The sequence below is a fragment of the Enterobacter sp. ECC-219 genome, assembly GCF_043966805.1.
In the GTDB taxonomy this organism is placed as follows: Bacteria; Pseudomonadota; Gammaproteobacteria; order Enterobacterales; family Enterobacteriaceae; genus Enterobacter; species Enterobacter cloacae_N.
Window position 1 is genome coordinate 3898507 of sequence record NZ_CP143680.1, and the last position, 18933, is coordinate 3917439.

Here is an 18933-nt window from a genome sequence, read left to right on the forward strand (position 1 = left end):
ATTAACGAATAACGAAAACAGGAACGTGGGCGTAACGCACAATACTTGCCGCCTCTGACCCTAACAAATGGGTTTGAATATTTGGATTTCGAGAACCGACAATAATCGCGCCAGCAGCAAGTTCATCCGCCAGCTTAATAACCTCATCACGAACATTCCCGCTACGAACATGGAGATGAACACGTTCTTCCGGCAGATTCAATTTTTTGACCAGATCGGCCAGCTTTTCTTTCGCATTATTAATCATATATTCATCCATCTTGCGCGCATCTGAAATAAAACCACGCGTCAGTTCGGCTGAAAATTTGGGCATGACGTGAAGCAAATGAACGTCACCCGATGCGCTTTGTGCCAGAAACTGTGCATGCTGCAACGCTTTATCCGCCAGGCTTGTCTCGTAGACATCCACCGGAACGAGAATGTTTTTATACATATCGAGCATCCTTTTTTATAACCAACACGAGAGTGAGTGAAGCTAAAAAACGCATTAAATGCAGGGGGTTGCCATTAATGCCAGCTACGGTAAAAAGAGATGATTGATATTAAACGTAGCACAGGAATATCAGGTTTAGCGCGCCCCCACTGATAATGGTTATTTAACATTTCGCTTTTCGCCGACTATGCTCATAGTCAGCCACCGCTTCCGGCTCATGGAGGAATTTATGTATGGTTTAAGCCTGCTCCGCCTGGGTATGTTCATTGCGCTCGCCATTATCGCCAGCACGGCGATTGGTTTATTTACCTATATGGTCGTCACTGTTCTGGCCGAATAGTGTCACCCCCTGCCCTTGCTACGGAATAAATAAAACAGTTATTTATTAGGGGAATACATTGAACCGCTACTTCTCTCTTCTACCATTCGTTTTATTAACGCTCACGGCGTGCGACCCGAAACCGGAGCAAGCCTCCCCCCTGCCGCGAATGGTAAAAGTGGCGGAGGTGGCTGTCCCCGGACACGCCCAGCAGCGCGTCTTTCCCGCCCGCATTGAATCGGGCGATGCCACAGACCTTTCCTTCAAGCGTGCAGGTCAAATTGAAGCGCTCGATATACGCCAGGGCGCAGCCATCAAGCAGGGACAACAGCTTGCCAGATTAAACGCCCGTGAGGCCCAGCAGCGGGTTAACGACAGACAAACGGCAGCGACGCTGGCCCAGCGGCAATTCGATCGCTTCCAGACGCTGGCGGGCCGCCAGGCGATTTCGAAAGCAGAAATGGATGTGCAGCGTGCAAACCGCGATTCGGCGAATGCGGCGCTTCAGATTGCCAGAGAGGAACTGAATCAGATGACGCTCGTCGCCCCCTTCAGCGGGACGGCAGCCAGCGTACATGTACGAAACCATCAGGTGGTGTCTGCCGGTCAGCCCATTGCGACCCTAACCCGGACCGATCTGCTGGACGTGGTGTTTAGTATTCCTGAGAACCTGTTCAAAACCCTTGATATCCGCAACGCGCAGTATCGCCCCGTGGTGAGAATTAACGCCATTCCGGATCGTGAATTTACCGCCGTCTACAAAGAACATTCGGGCAGCAGCGACAGCAATACCCTGACCTGGCAGGTGATACTTACCATGCCGCGGCCAGATGATTTTCCCGCCGTCGGCGGCGTAAGCGGTACGGTGACCATCAATTTAAGCAACCTCCCGGCGGGCGCGGATGCTCAGGCGCTGGTCGTACCGGTTGAGGCAGTCTTTAATCCGGACAACAGCCCGCGCAATGAGCCGCACGTCTGGGTCGTAACGGGCGAAGGCGACACGCTGCATCTTGAAGACCGCAAGGTCAGCGTGGGGCAAGTGAGTACCGAAGGCGTGGTGATTACCAGCGGGCTTAGGGCGGGCGAGCGCGTGGTGGCCGCAGGCGTTGGGGAGCTCCATGCTAACCAGCCGGTGCGTATCTGGACGCGTGAACGGGGACTGTAATGGATATCTCTCGTCAATTTATTAATAACCCTGTTCGCATCTGGCTAACGATCCTGCTCCTGGGCATCGGGGGTATTTTCGCCCTGTTGAATATCGGCAGGCTGGAAGATCCCGCCTTTACCATTAAAACCGCAGTGGTGGTCACTCACTACCCTGGCGCATCCGCTCAGCAGGTTGAAGAGGAGGTGACGCTTCCGCTGGAGAATGCCCTTCAGCAGTTGCCTTATCTGGACAACGTGAGCTCTATCTCTTCAAACGGTCTGTCGCAAATCACCGTTAACATCGCTTCTCGCTATCACTCGAACGAGCTGCCGCAGATTTGGGATGAACTGCGCCGCCGCGTGGGCGATGCCTCGCGTCAGTTTCCGCCCGGCGTCGTCACGCCCTTTGTGAATGACGATTTCGGCGACGTCTTCGGCTTCTTCTTCGCCATTTCCGGAGATGAATTCAGTAATCCTGAACTGGTGAGATATGCGGAGCAGCTGCGCCGGGAGTTGATTCTGATCCCCGGCGTCGCGAAGGTCGCCATCGGCGGGGCCATTAGCCAACAGGTCAACATCGATATCTCCCTGACCAAAATGGCCGCGCGGGGCATTACGCTGAACCAGCTTTCCGCCCTGCTCAGCAGGCTTAACATCGTTTCCAGTGCCGGAGAAATTACCTCCGGCACCGAATCCATTCGCCTGCACCCGACCGGTGAGTTCGAGAATCTTGATGAACTGGCGGATCTCATCATCACGCCTTCCGGCACCGGGGCGGCGACGCGTCTGCGGGATATCGCCACGCTGTCGCGCGGGCTGAACGAATCGCCGGCCAGTATCTACCATGCCAACGGCAAAAAAGCCGTCACCATGGGCGTCTCGTTTATTCCCGGCGTGAACGTTATCGACGTGGGTCACGCGCTGGAGGCGAAGTTAAACCAGATGTCGGCGGAAAAACCGGCGGGCATACAGATAGACCTGTTTTACGATCAGGCAGCCGAAGTAGGCCACTCCGTTAACGGTTTTATTATTAACTTCCTGATGGCGCTGGCGATTGTCATCGGCGTGCTGCTGATCTTTATGGGCGTACGCAGCGGGATCATCATTGCGTTTTCTCTCGCGCTTAACGTGCTGGGCACGCTGCTGATTATGTATCTGTGGGGCATTGAGCTGCAGCGCATATCGCTCGGGGCGCTGATTATCGCCCTCAGCATGCTGGTGGATAACGCCATCGTGATTGTCGAAGGAGTGCTGATTGCCCGACAGCAGGGCTCCCCGCTGTTAACCGCCGTGAACAACATCATCCGCCGCTCCGCCCTGCCGCTGCTGGGGGCGACAGTGATTGCCATCCTGGCGTTTGCCCCTATCGGGCTGTCGCAGGATTCCACCGGGGAATATTGTAAATCCCTGTTCCAGGTGCTGCTGATTTCCCTGATGCTGAGCTGGTTCTCGGCGCTCACCCTCACCCCGGTGCTGATTAAGTGGTGGTTGTTTAAAAACGACAGCACGCCCGATAAAACCGACGAGTCAGATCCTTACGATAAACGACTCTACCGCGCCTACCAGCGCCTGCTTAACACGCTGCTGCACCATAAGGCACCGACGCTCATTGTCATGGCTGCGCTGCTGGCAGCGTCTGTCTGGGGCTTCGGCGCCGTGCGGCAAAATTTTTTCCCGTCGTCTAATACGCCGATTTTCTTTGTCGACCTCTGGTTACCCTACGGTACCGATATTAAATGGACCGAGAAAATGACCGGCGATATTGAAAAGACGATCAATGGCCAGCCGGGCGTGGAGACCACCGTCTCAACCATCGGTCAGGGAAGTATGCGGTTTATTCTGACCTACAGCGGACAGCGGCAGTACGGCAACTATGCGCAGATCATGGTGCGCATGGACGACCAGCGCAACATCTCTGCCCTGACGCGCCACGTGGACGAGTACATCGCGCGAAACTATCCGCAGGTCAACGCCAGCACCAAACGGGTGATGTTTGGCCCCTCCGGCGACAGCGCCATTGAAGTGCGTATTAAAGGCCCGGATCCTGACAGGCTGCGCCTGATTGCCAGCCAGGTGGACGATATTCTGGCGCGCGACCCGGCCACGGGGAGCGTCCGGAACGACTGGCAAAACCGCAGCAAAGTGATCCGCCCGCAGTACGTCGCCGCGCTGGGACGCGAGCTTGGCGTGGATAAACAGGACGTCGACAACGCGCTGGAGATGAATTTCTCCGGCAGCCGTGCGGGGCTGTATCGGGAAGGGAGTGATCTGCTGCCCGTGGTGGTGAGGCCCCCGGAAAGCGAAAGGCTGGATGCCAGTCATCTGAACAACGTGCTGGTGTGGAGCCAGACGCGGCAGCAGTATATTCCGCTGAGTAACGTCGTCAGCCGCTTCTCGCTGGAGTGGGAAGATCCGCTAATCCTTCGACGCGACCGCTCGCGGGTACTGACGGTTCAGACGGACCCGGATCCGCTGAGCCAGCAAACCTCCGGCGACATTCTCGCCCGCGTGAAGCCGCAAGTGGATGCCCTTAGCCTGCCACACGGCTACAGTATCGAGTGGGGAGGCGACGCGGAAAACTCCAGCGAAGCTCAGCAAGGGCTATTCACTACGCTGCCTCTCGGGTATCTGGTGATGTTTGTGATTACGGTTCTGATGTTCAGCTCGGTAAAAAATGCCGTCGCTATCTGGCTGACCGTACCGCTGGCGCTGATTGGCGTCACGCCGGGATTTTTAATTACCGGTATTCCCTTTGGCTTTATGGCGCTGATAGGTCTGCTGAGCCTGAGTGGCATGCTGATCCGCAACGGCATCGTGCTGGTGGAAGAAATCGAACAGCAGAAAACGCAAAAGGATCAGCACAGCGCGATCGTTTATGCTGCCACCTCGCGCCTGCGCCCTATCCTGCTCACCGCGTTTACGACCGTACTTGGCCTGGCTCCGCTGCTGCTGGACGTTTTCTTCCAGAGCATGGCCGTTGTGATTATGTTTGGACTGGGGTTTGCTACAATCCTGACGCTACTGGTACTCCCCGTTATCTATGCGTGTTTCCATCGTAAGGACGAAGCCAAACAACAATGAATGCGACAGGGCTGAACATTATCAAGACGCTGGGCTGCATGACGGCGGTTACCTTCTTCACCATCTACAATACCTGGGATCATTATGATTATGACTATCACTGGATCCTGGGGTTTTTAACCTTTATCTCGACCATCGCCACGCCGCTGTTTTTTGTGGTGTCGGGCTATCTCGACGGACAATCGCGGCACGGCACCCGCTGGCAGCTGAGTAAAATTAAAAGCCTGGTGATTGTTTTTCTGTTCTGGATAACGATCTACTACCTGTGGGAGCCTTATCAGCGTGGGTATCTGATTCAGCCCTGGTTTGTGTTCGCCTTTATGGTGATTTATACCTTTCACCCGGCAGTTGAGTGGCTTAGCCAGCGGAGAGCACTGTTCTGCGGCGCGATTGCTGCCCTGCTGCTCTTTTCCTACGGATACGATCTGCTATCGGCGCTTTATCCTGAAACGCACGTCCTTTCTCTGTCACCGCAGTATCGGCTGTGGACATGGCTGCTGTTTTATCTGACGGGGCAACTCTTTTGCGACCCGAAAATTGCCGAGTGGATTAGCCGCAAAAATGTGGTCAGGGCGGCGATGGTCGCCATCCCCTTTATCTATCTCTTCACCTGGTTTTACGAGCGCCACTTCTTCTTCGCGCTGTTCAAGGCGGACAGAAACGCCTTTATTCTCACCGGCTCTCAAATTTACATTTTGATCATCGCGCTGGTGATTGCGGCGAACGGCGTGCGCTTTCGCCGCAACGCTGAATTTAAGGAGTCCATTCTGGCCGCCATCAGCAAAACGATGACAGGCGTGTACATTGTGCACTACTCGGTGTTTCATCTGCTGACGGCGCTGATACCGGTGACCTCTCTCGGTATGAAGCTGGCGCTGATTGTGCTCACTTTCATTACCTCTGTTCTCTTCTCCATGCTGGTATTGTCTAACGCCGTGGCAAAAAAGGTGATCACCCTTTAAAAGCCTAAGCGCAGCCAGGCAAAGAGCACGTTACCGTTGTTATACGTCCCGGGAATATAGGTGAACTGGACGGTAACGCGTTTATACCCGGCCGAAAACAGCGGGAAGATGAACGGTAGCGGGACATAGTTTGCAAAATCATCTCGCGCCGTGATGCCCGCCGCGGCACCGAGTCCAAGCCGGAAATCTTTAGCATTATCCAGATACCAGCCCTTCTCCCAGCCATAGCCCATCGCGGGCTGCCATTCGTTGTGCGAGTCCTTGAACATCATCGCAAACAGCGCGCTCCAGTTGCCCTCTTCGTTATAGCGGGAAACGCCCAATCCGCCTCCCCACGGCATTTCATTGTAATTGTCGGTTTTTTCTTTGTCGTACATGAAGCGGGCATGCCAGCTCAGAAACGGCAGGTACAGATCGTAACGTTGTGGCTGAGTCCAGGTTTGCGAAACATCGTCCGTTAGCGCATTCCACCAGCCGCTGATGCGCTGTTCGCCGTAGACGCTGGGTTCCGCATGAAGCGGCGTGGCGAATAAAAACAGAACCATCAAGAGTGCCGAAAAGGTGCGTTGCATCGTGATTCCCTCAGCTTAAGTCACGCAGCGGTCACTATTACTGTAAACCATTCAGCAGGTAACGGAGCCAGGCAGACATAATTATAGCGCTGTAGGTGCAGATGAAATTTATTTATTCAGCGCCTTCCGGAAAGATAAAAACGTTTTCTCAGGCGTTCTGTCGCGGTAGTCTCATAGGTTCCGTTTACAGGACGGACGCAAAGTGAGTGACCTTTCTTATACCAATAATTAAAAATCAGTACGGACAGGACAACTATGGACTCCACCCTCATCTCCGATCGTCCCAACGAGGAGACACCTTCGCTCAATCGCGCCCGCCGCGCCGCCCTCGGCAGCTTCGCGGGTGCCGTCGTCGACTGGTATGATTTTCTGCTTTATGGCATTACCGCCGCGCTGGTATTTAACCGCGAATTCTTCCCCCAGGTCAGCCCCGCGATGGGCACCCTCGCCGCCTTTGCCACCTTCGGCGTCGGGTTCCTGTTTCGCCCGCTCGGCGGGGTGATCTTCGGCCACTTTGGTGACCGCCTCGGCCGCAAGCGCATGCTGATGCTCACCGTCTGGATGATGGGGATCGCCACCGCGCTGATTGGCATTCTTCCTTCGTTTTCCGCCATTGGCTGGTGGGCGCCGGTGCTGCTGGTCACTCTGCGCGCCATTCAGGGCTTCGCGGTGGGCGGTGAATGGGGCGGCGCGGCGCTGTTATCTGTTGAAAGCGCGCCGAAAAACAGGAAAGCGTTTTACAGCAGCGGCGTGCAGGTGGGGTACGGCGTGGGCCTTCTCCTCTCCACAGGGCTGGTATCGTTAATCAGCCAGCTCACCACCGACGAGCAGTTCCTGAGCTGGGGCTGGCGCATTCCGTTCATCTTCAGCATCGTGCTGGTCATCGCCGCGCTGTGGATCCGCAACGGGATGGAAGAGTCCACGGAATTCGAACAGCAGCAGCGGGAAAAGCCGGTTGCGAAAAAACGGCTGCCGGTAATGGAAGCGCTGGTTCAGCATCCTGGCGCTTTTCTGAAAATTATCGCCCTGCGCCTCTGTGAACTGCTGACGATGTATATCGTCACCGCGTTTGCCCTGAACTACTCGACGCAGAACCTCGGTCTGCCGCGTGAACTGTTCCTGAATATCGGTCTGGTGGTCGGCGGGATCAGCTGCCTGACCATCCCCTGCTTCGCCTGGCTGGCGGACAGGTTTGGCCGCCGCCGCGTCTATATTACCGGGGCGCTGATTGGCAGCCTCAGCGCCTGGCCGTTCTTTATGGCGCTCGAAGCACAGTCGGTCTTCTGGATCATCTTCTTCGCCATCATGCTCGCCAACATCGCCCACGATATGGTGGTCTGCGTGCAGCAGCCGATGTTTACCGAGCTGTTTGGCGCGAGCTATCGCTACAGCGGTGCGGGCGTGGGCTACCAGGTGGCAAGCGTGGTCGGCGGCGGATTTACGCCGTTTATTGCCGCCGCGCTGGTCACCTTCTCCGGCGGAGACTGGCACAGCGTGGCGATCTATCTGCTGGCCGGCTGCCTGCTGTCGGCGGCGACGGCGCTGCTGATGAAAGAGACGAGCCACGCCTGATCTCCCTTTTGTTTCACGGGCGTGTGGCATACTATCGGGTAGAGTCGCACACCTGTGGAACAAGGAGACAGAGATGAATAATAAGGGCTCCAGCCTGACCCCGGCTCAGGCGCTGGAAAAACTCGACGCGCTGTATGAACAGTCTGTCAATGCGCTGCGCAGCGCCATTAGCGAATACATCGAAACAGGGAAACTCCCCGATCAAAAGGCCAGAAACGAGGGCCTTTTTGTTTATCCATCGCTCTCTGTGACCTGGGACGGCAGCGCCAGCACAACGCCGAAAACCCGCGCCTACGCCCGTTTTACCCACTCCGGCTGCTACAGCACCACCGTCACCCGCCCTGCACTGTTCCGCCCTTATCTTGAAGAACAGCTCACGCTGCTGTACCAGGACTACGGTGCGCATATTGCCGTTGAGCCCTCACAACATGAAATCCCGTATCCCTACGTGATTGACGGCTCGGCGTTAACGCTTGACCGCTCCATGAGCGCGGGATTGACCCGCCACTTCCCAACGACGGAACTTTCGCAGATTGGCGATGAGACGGCAGACGGGATTTATCACCCGGCAGAATTTTCTCCCCTGTCGCATTTTGACGCTCGCCGCGTGGACTTCTCGCTGGCGCGCCTGCGCCACTACACCGGTACGCCAGCCGAGCATTTCCAGCCGTTTGTGCTCTTTACCAACTACACCCGCTACGTTGACGAGTTCGTCCGCTGGGGCTGCAGCCAGATCCTCGACCCGGAAAGCCCGTACATCGCGCTGTCCTGCGCGGGCGGGATCTGGATCACCGCCGAGACCGAAGCGCCCGAGCAGGCCATCTCCGATCTGGCGTGGAAAAAGCACCAGATGCCGGCCTGGCACCTCATCACCGCCGACGGTCAGGGCATCACCTTGATCAACATCGGCGTGGGTCCGTCAAATGCCAAGACCATCTGCGACCATCTGGCGGTCCTGCGCCCTGACGTGTGGCTGATGATTGGCCACTGCGGCGGCCTGCGCGAAAGCCAGCTGATTGGCGACTACGTGCTGGCCCACGCCTATCTCCGTGATGACCACGTGCTGGATGCGGTGCTGCCGCCGGATATTCCTATCCCGAGCATCGCCGAAGTGCAGCGCGCGCTGTATGACGCCACTAAAGAGGTCAGCGGCATGCCGGGTGAAGAGGTTAAACAGCGCCTGCGCACCGGTACGGTCGTCACAACGGATGACCGCAACTGGGAGCTGCGTTACTCCGCCTCCGCGCTGCGGTTCAACCTGAGCCGGGCGGTGGCGATTGATATGGAGAGCGCCACCATTGCCGCCCAGGGGTATCGCTTCCGCGTTCCTTACGGCACGCTGTTGTGCGTCTCCGATAAGCCGCTGCACGGTGAAATTAAGCTGCCGGGTCAGGCCAACCGTTTCTATGAAGGGGCAATATCCGAACATCTGCAGATTGGCATTCGGGCCATCGACCTGCTGCGAGCGGAAGGTGACAGACTGCATTCGCGCAAGCTGCGTACCTTCAACGAGCCGCCGTTCCGCTAATAGCAATAAGGAAAAAACATGCACACCCCTACACCGCTCTCTGCCCTGCGCCACTGGCTTGAGGCAAGTCATCTCGACGGGATGATCGTCCCGCGTGCGGATGCCTGGCAGAGCGAATACTGCGCGCCCTACGACGAAAAGCTGGCCTGGCTGACGGGCTTTGACGGCTCTGCCGGCGTCGCGCTGGTGCTGAAAAACAAAGCGCTGCTGTTCGTCGACGGGCGCTATCAGGTGCAGGCCCGCGTTCAGGTGAATATGGATGAGGTTGAGATCCACCATCTGCACAACGAGCCGCTGGCAGACTGGCTGGCGGCAAACGTTGAGGCGGGCACGCGCATCGGTTTTGACCCACTGCTGATGACCAACTCAGAGTTCACACAGCTGTCAGCCACGCCGTGCGCGCTGGTGCCGCTGAATGCGTCACCGTTTGACGCCTTATGGACCGATCGCCCTGCCGCACCGGCGGGGCTTCTACGTGAAATGCCGGTAGAGACAAGCGGTGAAAGCAGCGAGGACAAACGTCAGCGCGTTGCCGCCGTGCTGGCCGCGAACAATGCTGACTATCTGGCCGTTACGCTGCCGGATAACATTGCGTGGCTGCTCAACGTGCGCGGCTCGGATATTCCCACCAGTCCGGTACCGCTCTCATTTGCCCTGCTCGGTCGCGACGGCCGCGTTGAGTGGTTTGTTAACGACAATAAGCTCGCAGAACTCCCTGATGCAGTTCTGAACGCCTTCACGATTGCGTCGCAGGACACCTTTATTGAACGCTGTCAGCAGCTTACTGAAGGGAAGCGGGTGATGGTTGATGCCGATTCCGCCCCCGTCGCCCTGCGCTTCGCCATTGAACCACGGGGAGAAATTGTCTGGCGAACCGATCCCATCACCCTGATGAAAGCTACCAAAAACCCAGTCGAGCTGGCGGGTTATCGCGCGTGTCATCACCAGGACGGGGCCGCGTGGGTCAACTTCCTCGCCTGGCTGAGCCGCGAAGTGCCGCGTCGTGCAGCGGCCGGACAACCGCTCACCGAGCTGGAAGTGCAGGCTCAGCAGCTGGCATTCCGCAAACAGCAGCCCGGTTTTATCGAGCAGAGTTTTGCGACTATCTCTGCCTCCTCCAGCAATGCGGCGATGTGTCACTACCATTCGAGCGAGGCCAGCAATAAGCCCATCGGCCATGACCATTTTTACCTGAACGATTCCGGCGGTCAGTATGCTAACGGCACCACCGACGCCACGCGCACGCTGGCGTGGGGTAAGGTCGACCCGCAGCAGCGCCTGCACTACACCGCTGTGCTGAGAGGCTTCCTGTCGCTCATTACCCTGCAGTTCCCTTCCGGGACTCAGGGGCATCAGTTGGATGCGTTTGCGCGTCGCCCGCTGTGGGAGATGGGGCTGGATTACGATCACGGCACGGGACACGGCGTGGGGCACCAGCTTCTTATCCATGAGAACCCGCATCGCATCGCCAAAAAGGTCAACCCGTGGCCGCTGGTGGCGGGCAATATCATGACTATCGAGCCGGGTTACTATCTGGGCGATAGCCACGGTATTCGCATTGAAAACCAGGTGGAGATTGTGGAGAGCCGCCCGGGGTTCTGCAGATTTGCCTCGCTGACGCTCATCCCGATTGATTTAAGCCAGGTGGAATTGCATCTGTTGAGCGAGCAGGAAAAGCAGTGGCTGGATGAGTATCATCAGCAGGTACGTGAGGCGCTGTCACCGCTGGTGAATAGCGAGGCGCGTACGTGGCTGGTTGAGGCGACGGCACCGATTGGCGTGTAATTTCGCGCGGTCTGGTGCCCTCACCCCATCCCTCTCCCACGGGAGAGGGAGCAAACACTAAAAACGGCAACCAGGTTGCCGTTTTGCGTTTACCTTGCGCAGAAAAGCAAAAAGCCTGCTTTAAAAGCAGGCTTTTTAAATTTGGCTCCTCTGACTGGACTCGAACCAGTGACATACGGATTAACAGTCCGCCGTTCTACCGACTGAACTACAGAGGAATCGTGTGAACGGGGCGCATATTATCGATGCTCCCCTGGGATGTCAAAGGCAGAATGCAGATTTCGGATCGTTTGCCGATTTATTCTCCACTTCGCGCAATTGTCAGGCATTCTGTCGCGGATATTTCCACAGCCAGCGCCCGCTGACCATACGCCAGTAGAACAACGCCCCACGCACGGCCCAGTCAAGGAACATCCCCAGCCAGACGCCAACCACGCCCCAGCCGAGCACCACGCCCAGCGTATAGCCCGCCACAACGCGACACCCCCACATGCCGAGCATGGACACCCACATAGCAAAACGGGCATCGCGCGCCCCTTTTAGCCCGGCGGGCAGCACCCAGGATGCCGCCCAGATGGGCATAAAGGCGGCGTTGAGCCAGATGAGGATCTTCACCACCTCTTTAACATCCTCTTCGTGGGTATAGAACGCGGCCATCAGCCCGGCAAACGGCGCGGTTCCCCAGGCGATCAGCGTCAGCCCTATGGTCGACAGCCAGAAGACGTGCCGCAGCTGCCGCTCCGCCTGACCTATCTGCCCTTTCCCGAGCCGTTTGCCCGTGATGATGGTTGATGCCGAACCCAGCGCGTTACCCGGCAGGTTAATCAGCGAGGCGATGGAAAAGGCAATAAAGTTACCGGCGATAACGTCTGTCCCCATCCCGGCAACAAACATCTGCGTCAGCAGCTTCCCGCCGTTAAACAACACGGATTCAATGCTCGCGGGAATGCCGATTCCCATCACTTCCCAGATAATGGCGAAGTTAAAGGGCCGGAAGTAGCTCTTGAGCGTAAGACGCAGCGAAGGCGTAATTCCCGTCATCAGTACCCCGATGATGGCCGCCGCACCGATATAGCGTGAAATGGTTAACCCCAGCCCCGCTCCTACGAACCCCAGCCCATCCCACGAGAACACGCCGTAGATCAGCACGCTGCTGATAATGATATTCAGGATATTCATCCCGCCGTTGATCAGCAGCGGAATTTTAGTGTTGCCCGCCCCACGCAGCGCGCCGCTGCCAATCAGCGCAATGGCCGCCGCCGGATAGCTTAAAACGGTCATCTCCAGGTAGGTCAGCGCCAGGTCTTTAACCTCGTTGGTGGCCTCCCCGGCGACAAAGTCAATAATCTCTTTACCGAAATAGTGGATCACCGCCGCCAGAACAATCGAAAAAATGGTCATGATCATCAGCGACTGGCGGGCCGCCTCGCGCGCACGTTTGGGGTCAAGCTTGCCGAGGCTAAAAGCCACCACCACCGTCGTACCGAGGTCTATGGCAGCAAAAAATGACATCACCACCATGTTAAAGCTGTCCGCCAGCCCGACCCCCGCCATCGCCTCTTTCCCCAGCCAGCTCACCAGGAAGGTGCTCAGGACCCCCATCAGCAAAACGCAGGTATTTTCCAGGAAGATAGGCACAGCGAGAGGGGTGATTTCACGCCAGAACAGGACACGATAGCTTTTACGTTTTGCATACCACGGCGTGCGCTCTATCGCCTGGCGTAAGGAGGCAGTGACGTTCAAAATGGACCTTAGCGAGAAAAGTTGAAACTCCATTTCAAATGATGGGGGAGAAAAGCTAATCCTGCAAAGTATTTTCCTGAAAAAAGATGTGTGGAATTACAACAAACTGACGACAGAATCAGCAATCAGTCGATTTTCCCTAAGATCAGGTTTGACAAAAGTTTTTTCGCCGCTAAGATAAGCCTCCACAACGATTCCTCTGTAGTTCAGTCGGTAGAACGGCGGACTGTTAATCCGTATGTCACTGGTTCGAGTCCAGTCAGAGGAGCCAAATTTAAAAAGCCTGCTTTTAAAGCAGGCTTTTTGCTTTGCGGATAAAGGAAAATGAACGCTCTGTTTGTCTACGGCACACTGCGCCCGGGCCACGCTAATGCGCATATTCTTGAAAACATCGGCGGGGAATGGCTGGCCGGTTCCGTATCCGGTACGTTTTACGAACGCGGCTGGGGTGCGGCGGCGGACTTCCCGGGGATTATCCTCCACCCCGATGGACCGCGTGTCGAAGGCTATCTGTTTATCTCTGATAACCTTCCCGCACACTGGCAGATGCTGGATGAATTTGAAGACGGCTATGACCGGGTTGAGGTCACAGTGACCACCCTTAAAGGTGGGCTGGTTAAGGCCTGGATTTATCAGCTACAGCCGCGCTCTGAATCATAAAAAAAGGCTCTCTGTCACCAGAGAGCCTTTTTCACTATTCGCTGCGATTACTCGCTTTTTGCTTCGGCGTTTTTAATTTCGCCCATCACTTTCAGCTTCTTGGAGATGTCACGACGCTCTTTGGACAGCTCAGCGTTTTTGATGATGTAGTCATCAACGCGGTCTTCATAGTCGCTCTTCATGCTGGCGATGATGCCCTGAATAGCTTCAACGCTCATGCCTGGCTTGATGTAGTCGCTCAGGTTATCGAGCAGCAGAACACGTTTCTGGTTGTCACGGATCTTCTTCTCAACGTCCTGGATTTCACGCTGCAGCTTGTTTTTGCGGCGGAACAGGCGGACGAATTCCAGAACATCCTGGAACGAAGGCTTGGTAGTTTCCATTTTTACACCCCTGATAATGTGAGATTCGGATTCGTTAAAGCAACCGTTGTAACAATAACCTTACTGACAGCGGCTGCGAATGACAATGAGTATATCGTTTAAAGCTATCATAACCCCAATTGCTGCTGAATCGAAGCAGCAGCCGTCACATACGCCTTTTATTTGCGCAGCGCGCGGCAAATAAGGTGCGATAACAGCTCAAGCTGCCGCGCCAGTTCCAGGCTCAGCCAGACGTAGCCATGAATAGGCGTTTCCGCCACGTTATCGCCCTGGCGTTCATTGATTAACTGCTTCAGCTCCGCGACGATCTCATTCAGCCGCTCGCTGTTGGCCAGTATCGGCTGCGGGTTCCCCTCATAGAGCGCATGAGCGATGGTCAACAGCGTTTGCTGCGTCATCTGCTGGGTCTCTTTGAGGGTCTGCGCGTTAAGCATCAGCAGATGGCTTGGACGCGAGGCCCAGTGGGCATTGATTTGCAGTTCAAGCATGCAGACCAGATTGCGGCTTACCGTCTGGATGGCTTCGAAAATCGCTTTCTGAATATGGGTTTCTTTGCTGGCGGGCGCGATCAGGCCGCGCATTTTAACCACGTCGTTGAGGATCGTTTGCAGATGTTTTTCCAGCCGGGGACGCTCAACCAGATTCGGGGAAAAACCGGCCTGATAGACGCGGTTAAAGGCGGTGACGTAGTTAGCCATCTGAATACGCCAGTGCAGAAAAGCACGCTGCGGCCAGATACCAGTGAAGAGCATGGCCAGCAGTGACCCCAGGATGACATCCCCGCTTCGCCACAGCGCCGTGGTCATATCCCCGGCGGGCGCACCGACAACCACCGCGAGAGTAATACCAATCAGCAGCGCCTGATAAGGCCGCTTGCCCAACGCCAGCCAGCCGCAGAGGAACATGGCAGCACCGCACCACGCCAGCATCACGGGAAAGGAGATGAGTTCCAGCTTCAGGGCAATAAGCCCCAGGGCAGATCCAAGAACGGTACCGCCTATCCGCTCGAAGGCGCGAGGAACAACGTTCCCCCAGAATGAGATAGGCCCCATCACCACCACCAGCGTGATCAGTGGCCACGTTCCCTCCGGTACATCCAGCAACCGGACCAGTACAAAGGTCAATACGAAAGCCAGCGCGATGCGACTCCCGTGCACCACGCGGTAATGTTTGTACAAGCGAATTTCAAATGGGGTTAATGATTTGTCGGGACGCACACCCGCTCTCCAGCAACACGGCAAATCACAATTGTACTGTGTTTTCAGCCGGGCGGATCGCACCCGGCTGAAAAACCCTTCATATTGCAGGCTTAAACCGTTTTGTGCTCTACCGCGATATACATTTCAATGTCCCAATAGCCGTCCGCATTGCCGTCGTTAAGATAGCGTTCGAAGCAGGGTTTGAGCGCCATCTGGTATTTACTGTCCTGCAATAAAGAATTGAAGAACTGATACCACGGCGTCGCAAAGTCGTAGTTTTCCACGCGCGCCGTCGCCACGGCGTAATCCCCGCCAGCGATTTCCGTCATCATGACGCCTTCGCTGTTTTCCGGGATAACGAAATCATCCGGTACCGTAACGGCCGTATCGCAGCGCAGTTTTTCTGCCGGGACCTCATCGGGGTTATCGTAGTAGACCGCAACCCACTCCAGCGGCTCAATGTGACGCCCGTCCACCCACATAACCAGCTGTTCAAAGCCCTGCTTAACCGTTTTTTCCCACGGCCCAACAAGATGAAAACCCGCAATCTTACGTTTCTGTTGCTGCTTGATGCTGTAGTCCATGCTGCCTCCGTTTATTACTGTATATTTATACACTATAAAGCTGGATTACTATTATCGGCAAACGAGGAGTGTTTATTATGTGAGCAGACTCGCAACCCTGCCAGTCTGCCCATCAGCGGTTAAAGCGTGTGGTGCAGATAATCGCTCAGGCGTGAGAATACGCCTCCCTTATCAACGGCTTCCAGAGTGACTAACGGCCAGTGCGCCACAACCTTGTCGCGATCGTAGAGCTGGATCTCCCCGACCCGCTGATGCGCGGCAATCGGCGCTTCCAGCTCTTTTTTATCCAGAACGTATTTAGCCTTGATGTTCTGCACTTCCGCTTTCGGTAACGCCAGCCAGAAGTCCTGATCCGTCCCCAGATTTATCTGTTCTTTATCGCCGTACCAGATACGCTCTGTCCCCACTTTTTTACCATTATGCAGGATCTGCACCGTATCGAAGTTCTGCTGTCCCCAGTGCAGAAGCTTACGCGCCTGGTCTTCGCGCCCTTTGGGGCTGTCGGCCCCCATCACCACCGCGATTAAACGACGCTGTCCGTCAACGGCAGACGCAATCAGGTTAAAGCCCGCGCCCGAGGTGTGCCCCGTTTTCAGGCCGTCCACGTTCATGGTTTTATCCCACAGCAGGCCGTTACGGTTCTGCTGAGTGATCCCGTTCCAGGTGAGGCTCTTTTCGCTGTACATATGGTAAAAATCAGGCTCACCGTGAATGATAGCCCGGGAGAGCACGGCCAGATCGTAAGCGGAACTGTGCTGCCCTGGCGCATCCAGCCCGTGGACGGTTTCAAAGTGCGTATCGCGCAGGTTCAGCTTTTGCACGTAGTCGTTCATCATCTTCACAAACTGCGGCTGCCCGCCCGCCACGTGGTCGGCCAGCGCCACGCAGGCATCGTTGCCGGAATCGACAATCAGACCGCGGCTTAAGTCACGCACGGAGACGCGATCGCCCTCTTTCAGGAACATCAGCGACGAGCCGTCAAAAACCGGGTTGCCTTTGGCCCACGCGTCACGCCCTACGGTAACAATGTCATCCGGCGTAATACGGTGGCTGTCAATGGCCCGATCGACTACATAGCCCGTCATTAGCTTAGTGAGGCTCGCCGGATTACGTTGTTGATGTTCGTTGCCCGCCGTTAAAATTTGACCAGTCGTGTAGTCCATCAGCACCCAGGATCCCGCCTGAATGGCTGGAGGCTGCGGCGAAAAATCCAGTGGCTCAGCCGCAAAAGCAGATGAGACACTCGAAGCGAGTAAAGAAACAGCAATAAACAGACGGCGTTTCAACGGTATATCCTCAGGTCATTAAAAATCGATGACCTTTTTACGGGAGTTCTGATGTCGTTACCTGGCTTAATTGCAAAAAAATGTGACAGAACGCAGGTTTTCCGCTGAAGTTCCCTCGCAAATTTACGCCATGCCGGCGCTTTTTATTCGGTCTGACCCGCGCGATCGTTTACCATAGTGGCGTCATTTTTTAACAGGATGGTATTACTGGTGTCTGACTCTGCCGCACGCCCGACTTTTTTATTCCACGACTACGAAACCTTTGGCACGCATCCGGCGCTGGACAGACCGGCGCAGTTTGCCGCCATCCGTACCGACGACGAATTCAACATCATTGGCGAGCCCGAGGTCTTTTACTGCAAACCGGCTGATGACTACCTGCCGCAGCCCGGCGCGGTGATGGTCACCGGGATCACACCGCAGGAAGCCCGGGAAAAAGGCGTTAACGAAGCAGAGTTCGCCCGCCGCATCCACGATCTGTTTACCGTTCCCAATACCTGCGTGGTTGGCTACAACAACATCCGTTTTGACGATGAAGTGACGCGCAACATCTTCTATCGAAACTTCTACGATCCGTACGCCTGGAGCTGGCAGAACCGCAATTCACGCTGGGATCTGCTCGACATTATGCGCGCCTGTTATGCCCTGCGTCCTGAAGGCATTAACTGGCCGGAAAATGAGGAAGGGCTGACGAGCTTCCGGCTGGAGCACCTGACGCGCGCCAACGGCATCGAGCACAGTAATGCCCACGATGCGATGGCGGATGTCTATGCCACCATTGCCATGGCGAAGCTGGTGAAAACCGCGCAGCCCCGGCTGTTTGAATATCTGCTTAGCCACCGCGGCAAGCAGAAGCTCATGACCCTTATCGACGTACCGCAGATGAAGCCCCTGGTGCATATCTCCGGCATGTTTGGCGCATGGCGCGGCAATACCAGCTGGGTTGCCCCGCTGGCCTGGCACCCGGATAACCGAAATGCGGTCATCATGGTGGATTTGGCGGGGGATATTTCGCCGCTGCTGGAGCTTGACAGCGATACCCTGCGCGAACGGCTTTACACCCCGAAAAATGAACTCGGCGCTCTGCCTGCGGTGCCGGTCAAACTGGTGCATATCAATAAATGTCCTGTACTGGCGCAGGCGAACACGCTGCGCCCGGAAGACGCCGACAGGCTAAGCATCAACCGTCAGCACTGTCTGGATAATCTGAAAGTGCTGCGCGATAACCCACAGGTGCGCGAGAAAGTGGTCGCTATTTTTGCCGAGGCGGAGCCGTTCGTGCCGTCCGAAAACGTAGACGCCCAGCTCTACAACGGCTTCTTCAGTGATGCCGACCGTGCAGCCATGAATATTGTTCTGAAAACCGAGCCGCGTAATTTACCGGCGCTGGACATCACCTTCGCCGATAAGCGCATCGAAAAGCTGATGTTTAATTACCGGGCGCGCAACTATCCCGGCACGCTGGACGAGGCTGAACAGGCTCGCTGGCTGCAGCATCGTCGTAACGTGTTTACGCCAGAATATCTGCACAGCTACGCGCAGGAGCTGGAGATGCTTTACGGCCAGTACGAAGGGAATACAGAGAAGCAGACGCTGCTGAAAGCGTTGTTCCAGTACGCGCAAGAGATAGTGTGAAATTCAGATATAAAAAAACCGGAGCCTTTGAACTCCGGTTTTTTT

General features: G+C 56.0%; 15 protein-coding genes and 2 tRNA genes. 9 read left to right on the forward strand and 8 right to left on the reverse strand.

The window, feature by feature from the left end:
• Position 1: 1 nt before the first annotated feature.
• Positions 2-433 (reverse strand): universal stress protein, encoded by a 432-nt coding sequence (locus V1603_RS18580; RefSeq protein WP_116338886.1) that lies wholly within the window; start codon positions 431-433, stop codon positions 2-4.
• 398 nt (positions 434-831) lie between these two features.
• Here V1603_RS18580 and V1603_RS18585 point away from each other — a divergent pair, with 398 nt between their 5' ends.
• The 3 genes from V1603_RS18585 to V1603_RS18595 are packed head-to-tail and all read left to right on the forward strand — an operon-like array spanning position 832 to position 5941.
• Positions 832-1917: an efflux RND transporter periplasmic adaptor subunit gene (locus V1603_RS18585; RefSeq protein ID WP_192984787.1), complete on the forward strand. Its 1086-nt coding sequence runs from the start codon at positions 832-834 to the stop codon at positions 1915-1917.
• Positions 1917-4979 (forward strand): efflux RND transporter permease subunit, encoded by a 3063-nt coding sequence (locus V1603_RS18590; protein ID WP_395313063.1) that lies wholly within the window; start codon positions 1917-1919, stop codon positions 4977-4979. The genes V1603_RS18585 and V1603_RS18590 overlap by 1 nt, the downstream gene beginning before the upstream one ends.
• Positions 4976-5941, forward strand: a complete 966-nt coding sequence (locus V1603_RS18595) for an acyltransferase (RefSeq protein WP_302217867.1) — start codon at positions 4976-4978, stop codon at positions 5939-5941. The genes V1603_RS18590 and V1603_RS18595 overlap by 4 nt, the downstream gene beginning before the upstream one ends.
• On the opposite strand, the gene pagP is transcribed toward V1603_RS18595, so the two are convergent.
• Complete coding sequence (gene pagP, locus V1603_RS18600) at positions 5938-6513, reverse strand: lipid IV(A) palmitoyltransferase PagP (protein WP_116338879.1); 576 nt, start codon at positions 6511-6513, stop codon at positions 5938-5940. The genes V1603_RS18595 and pagP overlap by 4 nt on opposite strands.
• A gap of 255 nt (positions 6514-6768) precedes the next feature.
• Here pagP and shiA point away from each other — a divergent pair, with 255 nt between their 5' ends.
• The 3 genes from shiA to V1603_RS18615 all read left to right on the forward strand — a co-directional run bounded on the left by shiA (position 6769) and on the right by V1603_RS18615 (position 11398).
• A complete protein-coding gene (gene shiA / locus V1603_RS18605) occupies positions 6769-8085 on the forward strand; it encodes a shikimate transporter (RefSeq protein ID WP_166711675.1) in 1317 nt (438 codons plus the stop codon).
• A 73-nt stretch (positions 8086-8158) separates the two neighbouring features.
• Positions 8159-9613, forward strand: coding sequence for an AMP nucleosidase (locus V1603_RS18610; RefSeq protein ID WP_023617725.1), 1455 nt, complete (start codon positions 8159-8161; stop codon positions 9611-9613).
• An 18-nt stretch (positions 9614-9631) separates the two neighbouring features.
• Positions 9632-11398, forward strand: coding sequence for an aminopeptidase P family protein (locus tag V1603_RS18615; protein ID WP_395313064.1), 1767 nt, complete (start codon positions 9632-9634; stop codon positions 11396-11398).
• A gap of 142 nt (positions 11399-11540) precedes the next feature.
• Here the strand turns inward: V1603_RS18615 and V1603_RS18620 are convergent.
• Positions 11541-11616 (reverse strand) — tRNA-Asn (locus V1603_RS18620).
• 103 nt (positions 11617-11719) lie between these two features.
• A complete protein-coding gene (gene emmdR, locus V1603_RS18625) occupies positions 11720-13174 on the reverse strand; it encodes a multidrug efflux MATE transporter EmmdR (RefSeq protein ID WP_162874933.1) in 1455 nt (484 codons plus the stop codon).
• 162 nt (positions 13175-13336) lie between these two features.
• On the opposite strand from emmdR, the gene V1603_RS18630 reads away from it, so the two are divergent.
• A tRNA-Asn gene (locus tag V1603_RS18630) sits at positions 13337-13412 on the forward strand.
• A 53-nt stretch (positions 13413-13465) separates the two neighbouring features.
• Positions 13466-13801 (forward strand): gamma-glutamylcyclotransferase family protein, encoded by a 336-nt coding sequence (locus V1603_RS18635; RefSeq protein WP_116338871.1) that lies wholly within the window; start codon positions 13466-13468, stop codon positions 13799-13801.
• Between the two features lie 47 nt (positions 13802-13848).
• Here the strand turns inward: V1603_RS18635 and V1603_RS18640 are convergent, their stop codons facing one another.
• The 4 genes from V1603_RS18640 to dacD form a co-directional block, all read right to left on the reverse strand.
• Entirely contained in the window at positions 13849-14184 is a 336-nt protein-coding gene (locus tag V1603_RS18640) for a DUF496 family protein (RefSeq protein WP_010432067.1), read from the reverse strand.
• 158 nt (positions 14185-14342) lie between these two features.
• Positions 14343-15401: an FUSC family protein gene (locus V1603_RS18645; protein ID WP_116338869.1), complete on the reverse strand. Its 1059-nt coding sequence runs from the start codon at positions 15399-15401 to the stop codon at positions 14343-14345.
• Between the two features lie 92 nt (positions 15402-15493).
• The gene (gene sbmC, locus V1603_RS18650) at positions 15494-15967 is read right to left on the reverse strand and encodes a DNA gyrase inhibitor SbmC (protein WP_116338867.1); all 474 of its coding nucleotides are present in this window, start codon (positions 15965-15967) and stop codon (positions 15494-15496) included.
• Positions 15968-16086: 119 nt separating this feature from the next.
• Positions 16087-17253 carry a serine-type D-Ala-D-Ala carboxypeptidase DacD gene (dacD, locus tag V1603_RS18655; protein WP_116338865.1) on the reverse strand — a complete coding sequence of 389 codons (1167 nt, stop codon included), beginning with the start codon at positions 17251-17253 and terminating at the stop codon, positions 16087-16089.
• A 198-nt stretch (positions 17254-17451) separates the two neighbouring features.
• On the opposite strand from dacD, the gene sbcB reads away from it, so the two are divergent.
• Complete coding sequence (sbcB, locus tag V1603_RS18660; protein ID WP_395314002.1) at positions 17452-18888, forward strand: exodeoxyribonuclease I; 1437 nt, start codon at positions 17452-17454, stop codon at positions 18886-18888.
• The last annotated feature ends 45 nt before the right edge of the window (positions 18889-18933 follow it).

Coding starts and splice junctions, on each gene's coding strand:
- V1603_RS18580 (WP_116338886.1), bottom strand. CDS start 433: ATGTATAAAAACATTCTCGTTCCGGTGGATGTCTACGAGACAAGCCTG.
- V1603_RS18610 (WP_023617725.1), top strand. CDS start 8,159: ATGAATAATAAGGGCTCCAGCCTGACCCCGGCTCAGGCGCTGGAAAAA.
- V1603_RS18590 (WP_395313063.1), top strand. CDS start 1,917: ATGGATATCTCTCGTCAATTTATTAATAACCCTGTTCGCATCTGGCTA.
- shiA (WP_166711675.1), top strand. CDS start 6,769: ATGGACTCCACCCTCATCTCCGATCGTCCCAACGAGGAGACACCTTCG.
- sbmC (WP_116338867.1), bottom strand. CDS start 15,967: ATGGACTACAGCATCAAGCAGCAACAGAAACGTAAGATTGCGGGTTTT.
- emmdR (WP_162874933.1), bottom strand. CDS start 13,174: ATGGAGTTTCAACTTTTCTCGCTAAGGTCCATTTTGAACGTCACTGCC.
- sbcB (WP_395314002.1), top strand. CDS start 17,452: ATGGTATTACTGGTGTCTGACTCTGCCGCACGCCCGACTTTTTTATTC.
- V1603_RS18635 (WP_116338871.1), top strand. CDS start 13,466: ATGAACGCTCTGTTTGTCTACGGCACACTGCGCCCGGGCCACGCTAAT.
- V1603_RS18615 (WP_395313064.1), top strand. CDS start 9,632: ATGCACACCCCTACACCGCTCTCTGCCCTGCGCCACTGGCTTGAGGCA.
- V1603_RS18640 (WP_010432067.1), bottom strand. CDS start 14,184: ATGGAAACTACCAAGCCTTCGTTCCAGGATGTTCTGGAATTCGTCCGC.
- V1603_RS18595 (WP_302217867.1), top strand. CDS start 4,976: ATGAATGCGACAGGGCTGAACATTATCAAGACGCTGGGCTGCATGACG.
- pagP (WP_116338879.1), bottom strand. CDS start 6,513: ATGCAACGCACCTTTTCGGCACTCTTGATGGTTCTGTTTTTATTCGCC.